This is a genomic window from Methylosinus sp. shoA (assembly GCF_059718125.1).
This window is the reverse complement of sequence record NZ_AP046091.1, coordinates 3,409,294-3,427,472: the sequence shown is the minus strand read 5'-3', so window position 1 is coordinate 3,427,472 and position 18,179 is coordinate 3,409,294. Positions and strand designations below refer to the sequence as shown.

Here is an 18,179-nt window from a genome sequence, read left to right as displayed (position 1 = left end):
GCCATGGCGGAGCAGGGACAGGGCTTCGTTCCGGGCCGGCACAGGATCGACGCCTATGGCGGCGGGGGGTTCCGCTTCGCGGACATGTCGCATCGCGGCTCGCTGCTCGCCCTGCCCTCGGGCGTTCACGCCATCGACGCGACCGCGGCCGCCGCAGTCGACGAGGCGGCGCTCGCCCCCCTCTTCGCAGAGCCGCCGGAGGCGGTCGAATTGCTGATCTTCGGCGCCGGCGCCGATTTGCGCCCGCTCGGAGCCGCGCTTCATGCTCGTTTGCGCGCCCGCGGAATCATGGTCGAGGCGATGGCGACGGGCCCCGCCGTGCGCACTTATAATATGCTGGTCGACGAGGATCGGCGCGTCGCGGCGGTGCTGATCGCCGTTTGAGAAGCGAGGCCGATCGGGATGGACGACGCGCCGACGAACCGGGACGCCGAGCTCGCCGAGCATTATCGGCGCTGCGAGGATCTCGTCCGCGAGCAGGACATCGACCTGTGGCTCGCCTCTCTCTTCACGCCCGCCGCCACGCGGCGGCACCTCCACGCCATCGGGGCTTTCGCCGTCGAGATCGCCGGCGTGCGCGCCAAGACGTCGCAGCCTCTGCTCGGCGAAATGCGCCTACGATGGTGGTATGACGCGCTCGAGGCGGCAAGCGATGGAAGAGCGGGCGAGGAGAGCGGCGGAGCGCGCGCGCATCCGGTCGCCGACGCCCTCATCGACACGCTGGAGCGGCGCGCCATCGCGCGGGAGGACGTCGTCCGCCTGCTCGAAGCCCAGGTGTTCGACCTCTATGACGAGCCGATGGAGACGATGGAGGCGTTGGAGACTTATTGCGACAATGTGTTCGGCGCGCCCATGCGCTGGCGGGCCGTCGCAATCGACGCCGACGACGCCGCGCGGCAGGACGAAGCGCTGCGGTGCGCCGGCCGCGCCGCCGGCCTCGCATGGGTTCTGCGCTCTCTGCCCCGCCATCTCGCGCTCGGCCAGCGATTCCTTCCTGCGGAGCTCGCGGCGCGCCATCGCGCCGAGGAGGATTTCGCCCATGCGCGCGCGACGCCGGCCGTGCGCGCAGCTTTTGCCGAATTGCGGGCGCGCGCCCTCGCCCATTACGAGGCGGCGCGCCGCGCCATCCGCGGCGACGGCCCGGCGCGTGCGGCGCTGCTGCCCGCGGCTCTGGTCCCGCTCTATCTGCGGCGGATGGAGGGCGGAGCCTATGATCCGTTCCGGCCGCCCGCCCCGCCCGCGCAATGGCGCAGACAATGGCGGCTGTGGCGCGCCGCGCGCAGTGGGGGACTATGACCGCGATCGAAACCGATTCGCCGCGAACGGAAAACGCGCCATCGAACGACGCCCTGCAATTTCGCGCCGAACCCGGCGGACATCTCGAGATGGAGGCGCGCTACATGACCAATCCAGCCGACGCCGACTTCGGCCATCAGGCGAGACAGCTTCGCGTCGACACGCTGATCATTCTGCGCTGGCTGGCGATCATCGGCCAGACCATCGCCACGCTCGCCACTTATTATTATTTCCGCTTCGACTTCCCGATCGGCCTCAGCTTCATCGCCATCGCCACCTCCGCCTGCCTCAATGTGGCGCTGCGCCTCGGCACGCCGCGCACCTTTCGGCTCGACGACAGCGAAGCGGCGCTGCTCTTGTCCTACGACATATTGCAGCTCTCCGCTCTGCTCTATCTCACCGGCGGCGTCGCCAATCCCTTCGCCATGCTGTTTCTCGCGCCGGTGATGATCTCGGCGGTGTCGCTGCCGCGCAAGCTCACCATTCTGCTCGGCCTGCTGATGATCGCCGCGGCGACGATCCTCACCGTCGAGTTCCTGCCGCTGCCCTGGTACGAAGGCGTGCAACTGCATTTCCCGCTGCTCTACCGCACCGGCGTATGGACCTCGCTCGTGCTCAGCGCCGCCTTCGTCGGCCTCTACGCCGCGCGCGTCTCGGACGAGGCGCGGCTCCTGTCGACCGCGCTCGCGGCGACCGAGCTGGTGCTGGAGCGCGAGCAGCATCTCTCGCAGCTCGATGGACTGGCGGCCGCCGCCGCCCATGAGCTCGGCACGCCGCTCGCGACGATCGCGCTCGTCACCAAGGAGCTGCAGAAATCCCTGCCCGAGAACGCGCCGGCGCTCGCCGACGATCTCGCCCTCCTCGCGCAGGAAGCGCTGCGCTGCCGCGAGATCTTGCGTAAGCTCGTCTCGTTCGGCTCGGAGGATACGGGCGGCCTGCTCGACCAGCAGTCGCTCGAGACGCTGATCCAGGAAGTCGTCGAGCCGCATCGCTCCTTCGGCGTCGAAGTCGATGTAGTCAAGAACGGCCCGCCCGACGAGCCGGCCTTCGTGCGCAATCCGGCCATCGTCTACGGGCTCGGCAATCTCGTCGAGAACGCCGTCGACTTCGCCCATTCGAAAGTCAGGATCGAGGCGTCCTGGTCGCGCAATCTCGTCGTCGTCGTCATCGAGGACGACGGACCGGGCTTCTCGCAGCATATCCTCAACCGGCTCGGCGATCCATATGTGAGCAGCCGCTCGAGCGAACGCCGCACCAAGGCCGAGCCGGGCGCCGGCCTCGGCCTCGGCCTATTCATCGCCAAGACTTTGCTCGAGCGCTCGGGCGCGACCGTCACCACGGCCAATGTGCTCCCGCCGAAGACCGGGGCGAAGGTGACGATCGTCTGGCCGCGCTCGGCGCTGGAGCGCAGCGCCGCAAATAGCGAGTCGTGGCCGGGGGAGGAACAAACGGCTTCGCCGGACGCGCGGCAGTGATATATTCGGGGTGATCATGATCGGGGACGGCGACGCAATGACGATCGAAGAGAACAGCGCCCAGGACGCCGATTTGGAAGAGGCCGAGCTGCCGCAGGAGCGCTCGCTGCTGATCGTCGAGGACGACAAGCCCTTTCTCACGCGGCTGACCCGGGCCATGGAGGCGCGCGGTTTCACCGTCACCGCGGTGGAGACGGTGGCCGAGGGGCTCGCCGCCGTCGAGGCCGCCGCCCCCGCTTTCGCGATCATCGACATGCGGCTCGGCGACGGCAACGGCATAGACGTGATCTCGCGGCTGAAGGAGAAGCGTCCGGATTCGCGCGGGATCATCCTGACCGGCTACGGAAACATCGCCACCGCGGTGACCGCGGTGAAGCTCGGCGCCTTCGACTATCTCGCCAAGCCCGCCGACGCCGACGAGATCTATCATGCGCTGATGGCGACGCAGATCGAAAAGCCCGACGCGCTGGAAAATCCCATGTCCGCCGACCGCGTGCGCTGGGAGCATATTCAGCGCGTCTACGAGTCCTGCGACCGGAACGTGTCGGAGACGGCGCGCCGCCTCAATATGCACCGCCGCACGCTGCAGCGCATCCTGGCCAAACGCGCGCCGCGATGACCGCGCGCCGCCGGCGCTCAACGCTCGTCGCGATGCGACGCGAAATAGAGCCGCTCCGCCGCCGCGCCGGCGAAGCGCAGCACGATCGCCTTGCGCGTCGCCGGCGCCAGACGATGCACGGGCGCCTCGCGCAACAGGATGGCGCCATGAGCGTCGGCGACGATGAGGCCGGCGTCGGCGGGAAAGGCGTCGGGCTCCAGATCTGCGGGAACCGCGAAATAGAAACGGTCGCAATGGATGCGATAATCCGTCCATTTGTGATCGGCGCGAAAATCGGCGAGCGAGGATTTGACCTCGACGATGCGGATCGCGCCATCGGGCGCGAGGGCGACGAGATCGGCGCGGCGTCCGCCCGGCAGCGTCAGCTCCGTGAGGATCGAGAAGCCCGCCGCGCGCAGATAGCGGCGCGTGCCGCGCGTCACGAGGCGAGCATTCTCCTCACGCAGGCTCGCGCCGATCGGCGGAAAAGCTGCAAGGTCCATCGGAGCGCTCTCACTCCTCCCGAAGAGGCGTCGAGCGCGATCTTGGCCCCGGCGCCGCGCCGCGCGCAAGCGTCGAAATCGCTGCGATCGAGGAGAACCGCGCAAAAATGAGATCGATCTTCGCTCTTCTGCTCCTCGCCCTCGGCGCCGGCGCGGCCGACGGCGCCGAACGCGTCGTCAACATCTTCAATTGGAGCGATTACATCGATCCGGCCGTGCTCGAGGATTTCACCCGCGAAACGGGCGTGAAGGTCGTCTACGACACGTTCGACTCCAACGAGATTTTGGAGACGCGCCTGCTCGCCGGCTCGGCCGGCTATGACGTCGTCGTCCCTTCGGCGACCTTCCTGCAGCGCGAGATCAGAGCCGGCGTGTTCCAGCCGCTCGACAAGAGCAAGCTTTCCAATCTGAAGAACGCGTGGCCCGAGGTCGCGATGCGCCTCTCCCGCTACGATCCGGGCAATCTCTACGCCGTCAATTATATGTGGTTCACGACCGGGATCGCCTACAACGTCGCCAAGATCAAAGAGCGCATCGGCGACAAGCCGATCGCTTCCTGGGACCAGGTTCTGAAGCCCGAGAACTTGCGCAAGTTCTCCGACTGCGGCGTCTATGTGCTCGACAGTCCCGAGGATCTGTTCTCGACCGCGCTCAATTATCTGAAGCTCGATCCGAACTCGAAGGACCCGGGCGAGATTCGCCGCGCCGCCGATCTCCTCTCGGGGCTGCGCCGCCACATCAAGAAATTCCACTCGTCCGAATATATCAATGCGCTCGCCAATGGCGACATCTGCCTCGCCGTCGGCTGGGCGGGCGACAGTTTTCAGGCGCGCAACCGCGCGCGCGAGGCCGCCAACGGCGTCGAAATCGCTTATGTGATCCCGCAGGAAGGCGCGTTGATGTCGCTCGACAATCTCGCCATTCCGAAGGACGCGCCGCACCCCGACGAGGCGCATCTCTTCATCGATTTCCTGCTGCGTCCCGACATCGCCGCGCGCAACACCAAGGCGACGAATTTCGCCAATGGCGTCGCCGCCTCGCGTCCGCTCATCGAAAAAGAGATCGCGGAAAACCCCGCCATCTATCCCGACGCCGCGGCGATGAAGAAACTGTTCACAGTGACGGCGCCGGATCTCGCGATCCAGAAGATCGTCACGCGCGAATGGACGCGCGTGAAGACGGGGCGCTGACCCGCCGGCGCTCCGAGGGCTCGAGCGCGGCGGCGACGGCGGCCGCCGCGTCGCGCCAGTTCTCGTCATAGGCGCGCGCCGCGGACGGCGTGGCGACGCTTCCCCCGCCGACCGACGCCAGAGCTTCCACATAGGCCGCCGCATCCGCCGCACTCTCGACGAGGCGCAGCGAACCGTCGGCGAGCGCCCGGCGATAGGCGCGATGATGATCGAACTCGCTCCGATCGCACGGCGCGTTGACGATCGCCGGCCGGCCCGATTGCAGGCAGGCGAGCACGCTGCCGCGCCGAGAGGTGAGACCTTCGGGAAAGCGATAGACGAAGCAATCGGCCTCGCGGAACAGCGCGTTCAGCTCGGCGAAATCGTCGACATAGCCGGTGACGAGCATGTGATCCTCGAGGCCGAGCCAGCGCGCCTTGGCGCAAAACTCCTCCTCCACGCGATCCGCGCCCTTCACGAAGCCGCCGATGAACAGGCAGAAGACCGGAAGGCCGGCGCGCGCCGCCTGTTCCGCGACGTCGAGCACGAAGCCGCTCTGCTTCTTGGGATAGATCGAGCCGAAATGGCCGATGACGAGAGCGCCTCGCGCTTTCGCTTCACGCAGCCGCGCAGCGAAGCGAGGCGCCGCCGAGGGCGGGAGCGGCGGAATATTCGAGGGGATCGGCGCGATCGCGATCGGCTCGGCCGAGCGGCGCGCCGCTCGGCTCGCCAGAAAGCCGGCCCGCACATAGGGCGAAGAGAAAACGAGACGCTGCGCAGCCAGCACATAGGCGCCGACGACGAGGCGCCGGCGCCAGTCGAGATCGGCCCATTCATGCAGCACGAGCACGCTCGCGCGGCGGCGCAGCCGCGCGAATATCAACGCCACGAGCGGCGTCAGCAGCATCTTCTTCCACGCCACCACCGGGACGTTGATCGCGAGCGCTTTGGTCTCCGCCAGCGCCATCCAGATCGCGCCGAGATCGGCGAGCCGGCCGGAGACCGCGAGCCTGCGCGCCTCTCCTCCGATCCGCGGCCAGGTCTCGGCGATCATCCGTGCAAAGGCCTCGACGCCGCAGGGCGCGTCGCACGGCGAGAGCAGGAACAGCGTTTTCGCCGGCGCGACTTCCGACTTCATTCGATCTCCCTCGCGGGCCGCGTCAAGCCGACTTTCGCGCCTGAGCTATGCTTTCGTCTTCGCCGAGCGGACCAAAGCGCGTCGTCACCGTCAAAGCCTCCGACGCGGGCGCGTCGACGACAGGTTTCGTCTCCGCTTCGCTGCTCTCCGCCTCCGGCGCGCGTCCGCGCTCGCGCAGGAAGGCGAGACCGAGGCCTGCGGCGAGACCCGCCGCGAGCCCGGCGCCGGCCATCAGCGCGCCGCTCGGCGGGAAGCTGCGCGAGACCGGCGGCGTCGCCATTGTGATGATATGGGTGCTCGCGGCGTCGAGCTGCCGCGCTTCGCTCGTCTGACGCGCGCGGGTGAGGAAGGACTGATAGATGCTGCGGCTCGCATCGACTTCGCGCTCGAGATCGCGCAGCTTGACCGAGGCCTGAGCGGCGTCGGCGGCCGTCGTCTCGAGCTTGCGCACGTCGCGGCTCAGCGCCTCCTCCGTGCTGCGCGCACGTTCGTAATCCTTGCGCAGCGATCCCGCGACGCGGCCGAGCTCGGACGCGACGAGACGACGAATCTCGGCGAGCCGCGCGTTGGCGTTGCGCACGACCGGATGCTGCGGGCCGAGATCGGCCGCGAGATCGGCGAGCCGCTGCGACGCCTCCGCCTGCTGATTGCGCAGATTGTTCAGCGTCATCAGATTCATGCTCGCGGCGATGTCGGCGAGATCGGCGTCGGAGCGCCCGCCGCGCCGCGCCTGTTCATAGCGCGAGCGCGTGTCCTCGAGCCGCGTGCGCGCGAAAGTGAGCTGCTGATTGAGCTCCTTGAGGCGCTGCTCGTCCGCATAGAGCTCGCGCGTGCCGACGAGCCCGTGATGCGCCTTGTAATTTTCGACGGCCTTCTCGGCCGCGAGCACGCGCTCGCGCAGGCTGTCGAGCCCAGCGGTGAAGGAGCTCGCCGCCTGCCGCGCGGCGTCCGCATGCATCGACCCGCGCACGTCGATATAGGCCTGCGCCACCGCATTGGCGATGCGCGCCGATTTCTTCGGATCGTCGCTCGTCGCGGCGATGTCGATGATGAAGGTGCGCTCGGGGCGCCGCACGACGACTCGCGAACCCAGCGCGTGCACCGCCCCCGCCATTCGTTCCGCCTCGGTCGGACGCACGCCGACGCCGAACAGGCGATAAAGAAGCGACGGAGAGCCGACGAACTCCGGATCGTCGAGCAGATGCTCGGAGCCGACGACGCGCTCCAGCACCGCTTGCGACGAGATGATGCGCGTTTGCGTCTCGACGAAATTGATGAAGCCGTTCGAGTCCTGCCCCGGATTGTCGCCTTCGAGCCCGGGAAGGCTGCGCGGATCGAGATAGATCTGCGCGGCGGCGACGTAACGCGGCGTCAACCCTTTCGAGAGGCCGAAGCCGATCGCCGCGCCGACGACGGCGACGGACAGAATGAGCAGCTTCGCGCGCAGGGCGAGCCCCGCGAGAGCCGTCGGCGTGAAGGAACGCTCGCCATGCGTCTTGTCGGCGACGGCGACCGTCTCGCGCGCGGTCACGTCATTCGCTCGGGCGCCATAGTCCAGCATCATCCGATGTCCATTGCGAGCCCGAAGCTCGCGGTCGCGACGACGAGGCGCCGCGCTTCGCCATCTCCGGGCGTGGTTGATTTTCTCCAAATCCGCGCACGCCGCATTTGCTGCTAGAGACGAATAAAGTCCATTTGCAGGCGACAATACGGAATTGCGCGACGCTGTGAGATATCGGGACGCGTCCCCTGTCCCAGGAACTGCCGGAGCGTATCATTTTCACGCATCTCGATACGGCATTCTTTCCAAAATCGATCAAATCGAATGGAACGGAATTAGCAGCCGCTGACGATTGTCGATCGATTCACCTTCGCCGATCGCAATGTCTTCACCATCGAGCGGCAACTTTGCTGCAAATACCGGTGAAACACGTATGGTGAAGCCGCAGGACGACACGCAACTCACATGTCGATGGAGATGATGATGCTCGAAACGATCCGACGCCTCGTCGAGGAGCAGGGACGCCTCTCGGTCGTAGCCGATGCGCTGCGCGACGACGCAGATCTCTATGCGTCGGGACTCACTTCGTTCGCCGCCGTGCAGCTCATGCTGGCGCTGGAGGAGGCCTTCGACGTCGAATTTCCGGAGCGCATGCTCAATCGGCGCAGCTTCGCTTCGATCGCCGCCATCGCCTCCTGCATCGCCGAACTGAAACCGGAGGAGGTCGCCTGATGAACGCGCCGCTCGACCGCGGAGCGACTGTCGTCGCCGCCGCAGCTCTACACGCCGACGACGTCGATCGCCGCGGCCGCTTCCCGGCGGAAGCCGTGCAGGCGCTCAAGGACGCGCGTCTCCTGTCGCTGATGATCCCGACCGAGCTCGGCGGCGCCGGCGCGCCGCTCGCCGATGTCGCGGAACTCTGCACGACGCTCGGCCATCATTGCGCGTCGACGGCCATGGTCTTCGCCATGCACCAGATCAAGGTGTCGAGCCTCGTCGCCCACGGTATCGAGAGCGAATGGCATCGCGGCTTCATGCGGCGCGTCTCCGACGCTCAGCTGCTGCTCGCCTCCGCCACGACGGAAGGCGGCGTGGGCGGCAATCTGCGCAACAGCATCTGCGCCTTCGAGCGCGACGGCGACCTGTTCCGCGTCGCCAAGGAGGGCGCGCTCATCTCCTATGGCGCGCAGGCCGACGCCATCCTCGTCACCGCGCGCCGCGCCGCCGACGCCCCGCCCTCCGATCAGCGGATGGCGGTGCTGACGCGCGGACAATATCGCCTCGAGCGCACCGGCGAATGGGACGCGCTCGGCATGCGCGGCACCTGCAGCGAAGGCTTCACGCTGAGCGGCGAAGCGCCCTATGAGCAGATCCTCGCCGGCGAATTCGCCGAGATCGCCTCGCATTCGATGCTCGCCACCGCGCATCTCCTGTGGAGCTCGGTGTGGTACGGCATCGCCGGCGACGCTCTCGCCCGCGCCCAGGCCTTCGTGCGCAAGGACGCGCGCAAGCGCTTCGACGGCGCCTCCCCCGGCGCGTTGCGCCTCGCCGAGGCCTCGACCAAGCTGCAGCTGATGCGCGCCAATATCGTCGAAGGGCTGAAGCGCTTCGCGCGCGCCCAGAGCGAGCCGGACGATCTCAACTCCATGAGCTTCGCCGTGACGATGAACAACATCAAGATCGGCTCTTCCGAGCTCGCCGTCGAGATCATCAATCACGCGCTGCTGATCGCCGGCATCGCCGGCTACAAGAACGGCACGCCGTTCAGCGTCGGCCGCCACATGCGCGACGCTCTGTCGGCCCGCGTGATGATCTCCAACGACCGTATCCTCGGCAATATGTCGACGCTGCTGCTCGCGCAGCGCATCGACGCGCGACTGGGAGACTAAAATCATGTGCGAGGCTTGCGACGGCTTTCTCGACCGCATGTTCGCCAAGGGCGTCCTGCATGCGACGGGCGTCGACGGACTTTACGGACGCGGCGCGTCTTTCGAAGCGGTCATCGACGGATTGGACCGGCTGATCTCGCGCCTCGCGACCGGCGACACGGCCGAGGTCATCCGCTTTCCGCCCGGCATGAATCGCGCGCTGTTCGAGAAGAGCGGCTATATGAAGAACTTTCCGCAGCTCGCGGGAACGGTCCACAGCTTCGACGGAAACGAGAAGGACCATATGGCCCTGCTCGACGCCATCCACAATGGAAGCCAATGGACGAAGGGACAGGCGGCGACCGACATCGTGCTGACGCCGGCGGCCTGCTATCCGCTCTATCCGATCGTGGCGCGGCGCGGCCGGCTCGCGCCAGAGGGCGCGCTGTTCGACGTGCAATCCTATTGCTTCCGTCACGAGCCGTCCAAGGACCCCGCGCGCATGCAGATGTTCCGCATGCGGGAATTCGTGCGCATCGGCGCGCCGGAGCAGGCCGCGTCCTTCCGCGAGCGCTGGCTGGACCGCGCGCGCGACTTCGCCGAGCGGCTCGAGCTGCCCCATCATATCGACGTGGCGAATGATCCGTTCTTCGGGCGCGCCGGCAAGATGATGGCGTCGAGCCAGCGCGATCAGGCGCTGAAATTCGAGCTTCTCGTGCCGATCGAGAGCATCGAGAAGCCGACCGCCTGCCAGAGCTTCAACTATCACCAGGACCACTTCGGTTCGCTGTGGGGAATCGCGACTGCGACAGGGGAGACCGCGCACACCGCCTGCGTCGGCTTCGGCATGGAGCGCCTCACGCTCGCTTTGTTCAAGCATCACGGATTGGATATCGATGGTTGGCCGAAATCAGTGCGCGCCGCGCTCACACTCTGACGAGGGGGCGAGCCCGCTCGCTCCGCATCCGGCATATGAGCCTCATGCGCTGCATCATCCCGAACGCGATTGGCCGCAGACCAATTGCTATGTCGATCTGTGGATCGAGCTCCTCGCCTCGCGCGGGCTCGATCCGCGGGCGATGCTCGGCTTCACGATCGCGCAGGATTTCGAAGGCGACCAATTCACCTTCTTCAAGCCGCGCATCGCCGATCTCGAGCGACTCTATGGCGTCCGGCTCGAGGAGCTCTCGCTCTATGATCGCCTCGACGCGCAGGTCGAACGGCAGGTCGCGCGCGGCCGCGTCGTCCTCGTCGAGGTCGACGGCCATTATCTGCCCGACACGCGCGGCGTGACCTATCGCATCGATCACTCCAAGACGACGATCGGGATCGACGCCATCGATCTGCGCGCCCGCCGTGTCGACTATTTCCACAATGACGGCTTTTTCGCGCTCGACGGCGAGGACTTCGACGCGATCTTCGGACCCGAGGGCGCGAAGCGCGCCCCCGCCGCGCTGTTTCCCTATGCGGAATTCGTGCGCTTCGATCGCGCGGAGACGCGCGGCGATATGCGGCAGATCGCGGAGAAGCTCCTGGCGGAGCATTTCGCGCGGCGCCCTTCGAAAAATCCGTTGCGCGCCTTCGCCGCCGAGCTGCCTGCTCTGTGGGAGAATCTGTCGGCGCGCCCGCCGTCCTTCTTCCACAGCTTCGCCTTCAACAGCTTCCGCCAGGTCGGCGCCGATTTCGAGCTGCTCGGCAGCCATCTCGACTGGCTGCGCCCCAATGGCGCATTCGAGGCCGAGAGCGCCGCCTGCAAGCGCCTCTCCTCGGGCGCGAAGGCTTTGCAGTTCCAGGCTGCGCGAGCCTCTGCGCGCAAGCGTGCGCTCGAGGCGGGACCCGCGCTCGACGAAATGGCGCTCGCCTATGACGCGCTGATCGACGGGCTCGCGAAACGGCTCGCGCGCTGACCATGCGGACGATCGGCGGCGAACGTCGGATCGCTCTGGAAGAAGGCTGGTCCTTCGCGATCGACGAGAGCGGAGCCTGGCGAGAGCCTGGCGTCATTCCGGAGACCGTCGCATGGAGAACGACGCGCGTTCCCGGCACGCTGGCGCAGGCGCTGCTCGACGCGGGCGAGACCTTCGACACTTTGCCGGCGCTCGACTCCCTCGACGTCTGGTACGAGACGAGCTTCGTCGCAGAGACGCCGGCGGAGCTGCGGCTGCACGGGCTCGCCAGCATCGCCGATGTTTTCATCGACGGCGCGCTCGTCCTGCATTCCGACAACATGTTTCACGCGCATCGAATCGCGATCGCGAGTCCCGGCCGCCATCGCCTGCACATCGCCTTCCGCTCGGTCGAGCGCGAGATCGCGACGAAGAGCGGACGCGCGCGCTGGCGTCCGCGCATGATCGTCCCCGCCGGCCTGCGCGCCATTCGCACCACCGCGCTCGGCCGCCTGCCCGGCTTCGCGCCGCCGACGCCGCCGGTCGGACCATGGCGCGATGTCGAGCTGATCGAGCCGGGTCCACTGCGCATGATCGATGCGCAATTGCGCGCGTCGATCGAGAACGGCGTTCCGACCTTGCGCGTCGCGCTCGAGTTCGAGCAGGCGCCCGAAGGCGAAGCGGCGCTCCTCTGCGCAGGATATGAAGCGAAATTCGTTCGCGCGTCGCAACAGCGTCTCGAAGCGGCGCTTCGCCTGCCGGACGCTCCGCTGTGGCGGCCGCATACGCATGGCGAGCCGCATCTCCACGCCGCCGAGGCGCGCGTCGGCGGTCATCTCTTGGATCTCGGCCGCGTCGGCTTCCGCGACATCCGCGTCGAGTGCGGCGCGGACGGCCGCGATTTCGCGATTTTCGTCGACGGCGTCGAGATATTCTGTCGCGGCGCGTGCTGGACCGCTGCGGACGCCGTGTCGTTGCGCAGCCGGCGCGAAGATTGCGCGCCGCTGCTCGTCGCCATGCGCGACGCCGGCATGAACATGGTCCGCGTTCCCGGCGTCACGCTCTATGAGAGCGACGATTTCTATGATCTCTGCGACGAACTGGGGATCATGGTGTGGCAGGATTTCGCCTTCGCCAATTTCGACTATCCCGTACAGGACGAGGCCTTTCGCGCGAGCGTCGAAAGCGAGGCGCGGCAGTTCCTGCGGCGCGTGCGATCGTCGCCGGCGCTGTGCGTGCTGTGCGGCGGCAGCGAGGTCTATCAACAGGCCGCCATGCTCGGCCTCGCCGAGACCAAATGGCGCTCGCCTCTGTTCGACGAGATTCTGCCGCGCATCGCGCGCGAAGAGCGGCCGGACGTCGTCTATGTCGAGAATTCGCCTTCCGGCGGCGCCCTGCCGTTCCATTCGGACAGCGGCGTCGCGCACTACTATGGAGTCGGCGCCTATCGCCGCGCGCTCGAGGACGCGCGCCTCGCGAATGTGCGATTCGCCTCCGAATGCCTGGGCTTTTCCTGCGTTCCCGAAAACGCGTCGCTCGCGCGCGACTTCGGCGCGGCGCCGCTCTCGTCGCCTCTCTACGCGGCGCGCGTTCCGCGCGACATGGGCGCGCTGCAGACCTTCGGCGAAGTGACCGAGCATTATATGCGCACGCTGTACCGCTGCGACCCCGACGCACTGCGCGAAACCGAACCATCGCTCTATTTCGACATCGCCCGCGCCGCCGTGGCGGAGGCGATGGAGGCGGCGATCGGCGAATGGCGGCGCGCCGGCTCGACGACGCATGGCGCGCTGGTCTGGTTCTTGAAAGATCTGTGGCCCTCGCCCGGCTGGGGCGTCATCGATGCGCATGGCGAGCCGAAATCGGCCTATTACGCCTTGAAGCGCGCCTGCCGCCCGCTGTCGCTCGTCCTCGCCGACGAAGGCGTCAACGGCCTGTTCGTTCATTTGCGCAACGACACGCCGCATCGCGTGGCGGGCGAGATCGCGCTCTCCTGCTATCGCGACGGCAAGGTGAAGGTGATGCACGCGAAGCGGCCCGTTTGCGTGGAGCCGCACAGCGTCGCCATGCTGCGCGACGTGGAGTTCTGGGGCGGATTCTTCGATACGACGCTCGCCTATGGATTCGGGTCGCCGTCACATGACGTCACGCACGCGACCTTTGTCGCCGACGGCGACGGCGCGACGATCGACGCCTTTCATTTTCCGCTCGGCCGCAGCGCGGCGAAGACGATGCTCGGACTCCGCGCCGAGCTCGTGGAAGACGAGAGCGGCCATGCGTTGGCCCTGTCGACGGAGGCCGCCGCGCAATCGCTTCGGATCGAAGCGGGAGACTTCCGTCCCGCGGACAATTGGCTGCATCTCGCGCCCGGCGCGACGCGGAGCATTGCGCTCGTCGCGCGCCACGCCGGCGCTCGACACGCCGAAGGCTCAGTCTCCGCGCTGAACGGCGAAACGATCCGATTCGGCTGAGCGTCAGACGACTGTCGCGGGAAAGGCGAGGCGCACCATCGTGCCTGCCGCCAATCGTCTCAGCTCGAACTCGCCACGCAGCTGACGGGCGATGCCGCGCATCAACTCGATTCCGTCGCCGCGCGAGCAGGCCGGCGGATCGAAGCCGATCCCGGAATCGACCACGGTCAATTCCAGATGATCGCCGGAGCGGCGGAACTGGGAGGAGATCTGGCCCTCGGCGCCGCCGGGGAAGGCGTGTTTCATCGCATTGGTGACCGCCTCGACGAAGACGAGGCCGACGCATTGCGCGCGGCGATAATCGAGGCAAATGTCGTCGTCGCAGACAGTCTCGCCCACGATGCGGTCGTCGAACGCCTTGCGCCGCGCCTCCGATAGCGCCCACAAATAGTCGGCCATGCGGATTTCCGACGCGCCGTCGTCGTCCAGCGCATTGTGCAGCGCTGCGGCGCTGCGCAGGCGCATGGCGCAGCCGGCGCAGCCTTCCGGCTTCTCGAGACGGCGGGACTGGGCGGAGATGAGCGTGGCGAGGCCCTGAAGATCATTGCGGATGCGATGGCGCAGTTCGTGATAGCGCTCTCGCTCCAGCCGCAGCTCCTCTTCCGTCGCGGCGAGGCGCGCTTCGAGTTCGGCGATCTTCGCCTCGCTCGTCTCCGCAATGGAGGGGGCGGCGACGATTTCCTTCATCAGCCGGATTCCTCCGCGACGACACGGGACCGAGCTTCGCCCCTGTCGTCCGGGCCTGCTCTAGAACAAGTAAGCCACCGCCCGGCGATGTCAATCGGGGTTCACGCCCACGGCGTCGCAGCTTCGGTCGGCGCGCGCCGCGGCGGCGAGCCTGCTGCGCTTGCGCCCGTATGAAAAATAGATGACGAGCCCGAGACCCATCCAAAGCGCGAAGCGCTCCCAGGCGGCGGCGGGGAGCTTGGACAGCAGCCACAGCGCGAAGCCGACGCCGATGAGCGGCGTCGCCGGGAAGAATGGCGTGCGGAAGCCGCGCGGAACCTCCGGCCGGGTGCGACGCATCACGATCACCGAGAGGCAGATCACAACGAAGGCGGACAGCGTGCCGATATTCACGAGCTCAGCCACCTCACGGATCGGGAAGAGGCCCGCGACGATCGCCGTCAGCACGCCGATGACCAGCGTCGGGCGATGCGGCGTGTGGAAGCGCGGATGCGCCTGCGAGAACCAGGCAGGCAGCAGTCCGTCTCTGCTCATGGCGAAGCAGATGCGCGCGCAGCCGAGCAGAAAGGCGAGCATGACGCTGACGATGCCCGCAACCGCCGCGATGGAGACGAGCAGCGTCGCCCAGGGCATGCCCAGGGCGGTGAAGGCGGAGGCGACCGGCGCGGGATTGTCGAGCGTGTCGTAACGCGCCATGCCGGTCAGCACCAGCGACATGGCGATATAGAGCGTGAGCGCCACGGCGAGCGAAAGAAGAACGGCGCGGGGAATCTGGCGCTGCGGATCACGCGCCTCTTCGGCGGCGGTAGTCAGCGTGTCATAGCCGAACACCGCGAAGAACACGACGGCCGCGCCCTCGACGACGCCGCCGAAGCCGAAGGGCATGAAGGGGGTCCAATTCTCCACCCGCACATGCGGCAGGCCGGCGGCCACCACCAGCACGACCGCGGCGATCTTGACGAGCACCATCGCCGCGTTGAAGCGCGCGCCCCATTCGACGCGCTGCACGAGCAGCGCCGTGACGCCGAGCGCGCCGAGAATGGCGGCGAGATCGACGACGCGTCCCTCGCCCGTGCTCGCCGCCCCCGCCGCCCAGACCGGCAGAGCGAGACCGAGCTGACCGAGCAGCGCTTGCAGATAGCCCGACCAGCCGATCGAGACGACGGCGACGACGAGAGCATATTCGAGCAGCAGGTCCCAGCCGATGATCCAGGCCGCGAGCTCGCCGAGCACGGCATAGGAGTAAGTGTAGGCGCTGCCGGCCGCCGGGATCATGCCGGCGAATTCGGCGTAGCAGAGCGCCGCCGCCGCGCTCGCGATTCCGGCGATGATGAAGGAGAGAGAGACCGCAGGCCCCGCCTGGGTCGCCGCCACCACGCCGGTGAGCACGAAGATGCCCACTCCGATCAGGCCGCCGAGGCCGATCGCGGTCAGCTGCCACAAGCCCAGCACGCGGCGCAGTCCGCTCTGCCCCTGTTCCTGGAGCCTTTCGATCGGCTTGACACGCGTCAGCGCCGCCCAATCATAGTCTCCTCGCGTCATGACGCTCCTCGTCGTTCAGTGGGGCGCGGCGCCGCTCGCGCCGGAACCTCCCGGGGACGCGATCGTTATCACGGGCGCAGTCGCGCCGCGAACGAGCCGATGACCATCGTCCTCAACCATACGATCGTGCCCGCCCACGACAAAGCCGCCGCCGCGCGCTGGTTCGCCGGCGTATTCGATCTGCCGCTCGAGCAATCGGACGACCACTTCGCCCCGGTGTTCGTGAATGACGCTCTGACCTTTCTGTTCGCCGACGCCGACGGCTTTTCCGCCGGACATTACGCGTTCCATGTCTCCGAGTCGGAGTTCGACGCGATTCTGGCGCGCGTGCGCGCCTCCGGGCGGCCGTTCGGCAGCGCGCCCTGGAGCCGGACGGATGGAAAGCTCAATGACTGGAACGGCGGCAAGGGCGTCTATTTCGAGACGCCCGATGGCCATCTGATGGAGCTGATGACCGTTGCGCAGTGACGGAGCCTCCATGAGCGTTCCGCTGCGGACTACAGGCCCGCGTCGTCGGTCGGCTTCATGCCGACGCGAAAGCGCGTCCACAGGCGCTCGTGCAGATAATAGAGCGCGATCTTGCTGACGACCTCCGTTCCCGTGATCGCCGCCGAAACGCGCGCATCTTGCGTGAAGACGAATGCGGCGCCGAAGGTCACGAGGCTCCCGGGCACGCGCCAGGACAGAGCCTTGAACAGGCTGCGCAATGGCGTCGGCCCCGCCTCGTGCGGCGGCGTCGGCACGCCCTCCATGGAGGCGTAGCTCGCTTCGACGCCGTTGCGCGCGGCGCGATCGGTCCAGGCCGATTGCCGCACCATGCCGACGGCGACCGTCTCATTGGTCACGCGGTCGATCAGGATGAAGCCGCCGGTCTCGCGATTCTCCTCATAAGGGTCGCAGACGACGGCCGCGTCGAGCCATACCTCCGCCTCGCCGATCTCGTTGAAGGCGAGCGTCGCGCCGGCTTCGGTCGGCTCGGCGAGCCCGCTCTCGATGCGAATATGCGACGAAACCGTCTTCACGCTGGCGGGCGTCGTCTTCGTGCCGAGCTTCAAGAGATAGCTCTTGTCGACGACGAGCGGCTCGCGCACCAGCCACAACAGCATGGCCGAGAGTCGGTCGCCGACCTCGGCCGGCGAGACGGGCGAGACCAGCATGTCGCCACGCGAGACATCGATCTCCTCGGTCAGCGTCAGAGTGACCGACTGACCGGCGACCGCATGTGCGAGATCGCCGTCATAAGTGACGATGCGCGCGATTCTCGTGTCGCGCCCCGCAGGCAATATGCGGACGATGTCGCCCGGCTTCACATTGCCGCCGGCGACGAAGCCCGAAAAGCCGCGGAAATCATGGCTCGGCCGGTTCACCCATTGCACGGGGAGCCGAAAGGGCAGCACGCGGGCATTGTCGTCCGGCGCGACGCTCTCGAGATAGGCGAGCAGCGGCGGCCCCACATACCAATCCATCTTCTTGCTGGCGTGTACGAGATTGTCGCCGTCCTTGGCGACGAGCGGAATGAGCGCGATGGAGAGGAAGCGCAAAGGCGCGGCGAAGGCGCGAAAATCGCGCTCGATCGCCGCGAAGACCTCCTGCGAATAAGCGACGAGGTCCATCTTGTTGACGGCGACGACGACATGACGCACGCCCAGCATGGAGACGATCATGCTGTGGCGGCGCGTCTGATCGAGCAAGCCCTTGCGTGCGTCGACGAGCAGCACGGCGAGCTCGGCCGTCGAGGCGCCGGTCGCCATATTGCGCGTATATTGCTCGTGGCCGGGCGTGTCGGCGACGATGAACTTGCGCTTTTCCGTCGCGAAATAGCGATAGGCGACGTCGATGGTGATGCCCTGCTCGCGCTCGGCGGCGAGGCCGTCGACGAGCAGAGCAAAATCGAGATCGTCGCCCTGCGTGCCGTGCTTTTTCGAATCGCGCTCGAGCGCGGCGATCAGATCGTCGGGCGCGAGATCGGCGTCATAGAGCAGACGGCCGATGAGCGTCGATTTGCCGTCGTCGACCGAGCCGCAGGTAATGAAGCGCAGCAAGGG

17 protein-coding genes are annotated in these 18,179 nt (G+C 67.2%); 11 read left to right on the top strand and 6 right to left on the bottom strand.

Going from position 1 to position 18,179, the window contains the following annotated elements:
• Positions 1–3: 3 nt before the first annotated feature.
• The 4 genes from AC6IW9_RS15855 to AC6IW9_RS15840 all read left to right on the top strand — a co-directional run bounded on the left by AC6IW9_RS15855 (position 4) and on the right by AC6IW9_RS15840 (position 3,390).
• Positions 4–384, top strand: coding sequence for an Mth938-like domain-containing protein (locus AC6IW9_RS15855; RefSeq protein ID WP_497765002.1), 381 nt, complete (start codon positions 4–6; stop codon positions 382–384).
• Positions 385–402: 18 nt separating this feature from the next.
• Positions 403–1,296: a phytoene/squalene synthase family protein gene (locus tag AC6IW9_RS15850; RefSeq protein ID WP_497764999.1), complete on the top strand. Its 894-nt coding sequence runs from the start codon at positions 403–405 to the stop codon at positions 1,294–1,296.
• Between the two features lie 104 nt (positions 1,297–1,400).
• Positions 1,401–2,771, top strand: a complete 1,371-nt coding sequence (locus tag AC6IW9_RS15845) for an ActS/PrrB/RegB family redox-sensitive histidine kinase (protein ID WP_497764997.1) — start codon at positions 1,401–1,403, stop codon at positions 2,769–2,771.
• A 37-nt stretch (positions 2,772–2,808) separates the two neighbouring features.
• Positions 2,809–3,390 carry an ActR/PrrA/RegA family redox response regulator transcription factor gene (locus tag AC6IW9_RS15840; protein ID WP_497764995.1) on the top strand — a complete coding sequence of 194 codons (582 nt, stop codon included), beginning with the start codon at positions 2,809–2,811 and terminating at the stop codon, positions 3,388–3,390.
• Positions 3,391–3,407: 17 nt separating this feature from the next.
• Here the strand turns inward: AC6IW9_RS15840 and AC6IW9_RS15835 are convergent, their stop codons facing one another.
• On the bottom strand, positions 3,408–3,872 hold the full coding sequence (locus AC6IW9_RS15835; RefSeq protein WP_497764993.1) for an MmcB family DNA repair protein: 465 nt from the start codon (positions 3,870–3,872) through the stop codon (positions 3,408–3,410).
• 107 nt (positions 3,873–3,979) lie between these two features.
• On the opposite strand from AC6IW9_RS15835, the gene AC6IW9_RS15830 reads away from it, so the two are divergent.
• Positions 3,980–5,062: a polyamine ABC transporter substrate-binding protein gene (locus tag AC6IW9_RS15830; RefSeq protein ID WP_497764991.1), complete on the top strand. Its 1,083-nt coding sequence runs from the start codon at positions 3,980–3,982 to the stop codon at positions 5,060–5,062.
• Here AC6IW9_RS15830 and AC6IW9_RS15825 read toward each other — a convergent pair.
• Together AC6IW9_RS15825 and AC6IW9_RS15820 are read right to left on the bottom strand one after the other, a co-directional pair.
• On the bottom strand, positions 5,025–6,179 hold the full coding sequence (locus AC6IW9_RS15825) for a glycosyltransferase (protein ID WP_497764988.1): 1,155 nt from the start codon (positions 6,177–6,179) through the stop codon (positions 5,025–5,027). The two genes, AC6IW9_RS15830 and AC6IW9_RS15825, sit on opposite strands and share 38 nt — an antisense overlap.
• A 22-nt stretch (positions 6,180–6,201) precedes the next feature.
• Entirely contained in the window at positions 6,202–7,743 is a 1,542-nt protein-coding gene (locus AC6IW9_RS15820; protein ID WP_497764987.1) for a GumC family protein, read from the bottom strand.
• A gap of 420 nt (positions 7,744–8,163) precedes the next feature.
• On the opposite strand from AC6IW9_RS15820, the gene AC6IW9_RS15815 reads away from it, so the two are divergent.
• Genes AC6IW9_RS15815 through AC6IW9_RS15795 form a run of 5 tightly spaced genes read left to right on the top strand, consistent with a single transcriptional unit; the run spans position 8,164 to position 13,905 of the window.
• Entirely contained in the window at positions 8,164–8,412 is a 249-nt protein-coding gene (locus AC6IW9_RS15815) for an acyl carrier protein (protein WP_497764985.1), read from the top strand.
• Positions 8,412–9,569: an acyl-CoA dehydrogenase family protein gene (locus tag AC6IW9_RS15810; RefSeq protein WP_497764984.1), complete on the top strand. Its 1,158-nt coding sequence runs from the start codon at positions 8,412–8,414 to the stop codon at positions 9,567–9,569. Before AC6IW9_RS15815 ends, AC6IW9_RS15810 begins: the two co-directional genes overlap by 1 nt.
• A gap of 4 nt (positions 9,570–9,573) precedes the next feature.
• Positions 9,574–10,485: an amino acid--[acyl-carrier-protein] ligase gene (locus AC6IW9_RS15805; RefSeq protein WP_497764983.1), complete on the top strand. Its 912-nt coding sequence runs from the start codon at positions 9,574–9,576 to the stop codon at positions 10,483–10,485.
• On the top strand, positions 10,445–11,455 hold the full coding sequence (locus tag AC6IW9_RS15800; RefSeq protein ID WP_497764982.1) for a DUF1839 family protein: 1,011 nt from the start codon (positions 10,445–10,447) through the stop codon (positions 11,453–11,455). Before AC6IW9_RS15805 ends, AC6IW9_RS15800 begins: the two co-directional genes overlap by 41 nt.
• Positions 11,456–11,457: 2 nt before the next feature.
• Complete coding sequence (locus AC6IW9_RS15795; RefSeq protein ID WP_497764981.1) at positions 11,458–13,905, top strand: glycoside hydrolase family 2 protein; 2,448 nt, start codon at positions 11,458–11,460, stop codon at positions 13,903–13,905.
• Between the two features lie 3 nt (positions 13,906–13,908).
• Here AC6IW9_RS15795 and AC6IW9_RS15790 read toward each other — a convergent pair whose 3' ends face one another.
• Both AC6IW9_RS15790 and AC6IW9_RS15785 read right to left on the bottom strand, forming a co-directional pair.
• Entirely contained in the window at positions 13,909–14,592 is a 684-nt protein-coding gene (locus AC6IW9_RS15790; RefSeq protein ID WP_497764979.1) for a sensor histidine kinase, read from the bottom strand.
• Positions 14,593–14,682: 90 nt separating this feature from the next.
• Positions 14,683–16,134: an amino acid permease gene (locus AC6IW9_RS15785; RefSeq protein WP_497764977.1), complete on the bottom strand. Its 1,452-nt coding sequence runs from the start codon at positions 16,132–16,134 to the stop codon at positions 14,683–14,685.
• A 99-nt stretch (positions 16,135–16,233) separates the two neighbouring features.
• Here AC6IW9_RS15785 and AC6IW9_RS15780 point away from each other — a divergent pair, with 99 nt between their 5' ends.
• On the top strand, positions 16,234–16,602 hold the full coding sequence (locus AC6IW9_RS15780; RefSeq protein ID WP_497764976.1) for a VOC family protein: 369 nt from the start codon (positions 16,234–16,236) through the stop codon (positions 16,600–16,602).
• Positions 16,603–16,631: 29 nt separating this feature from the next.
• Here AC6IW9_RS15780 and cysN read toward each other — a convergent pair whose 3' ends face one another.
• Entirely contained in the window at positions 16,632–18,176 is a 1,545-nt protein-coding gene (gene cysN / locus AC6IW9_RS15775; RefSeq protein WP_497764974.1) for a sulfate adenylyltransferase subunit CysN, read from the bottom strand.
• Positions 18,177–18,179 lie beyond the last annotated feature (3 nt).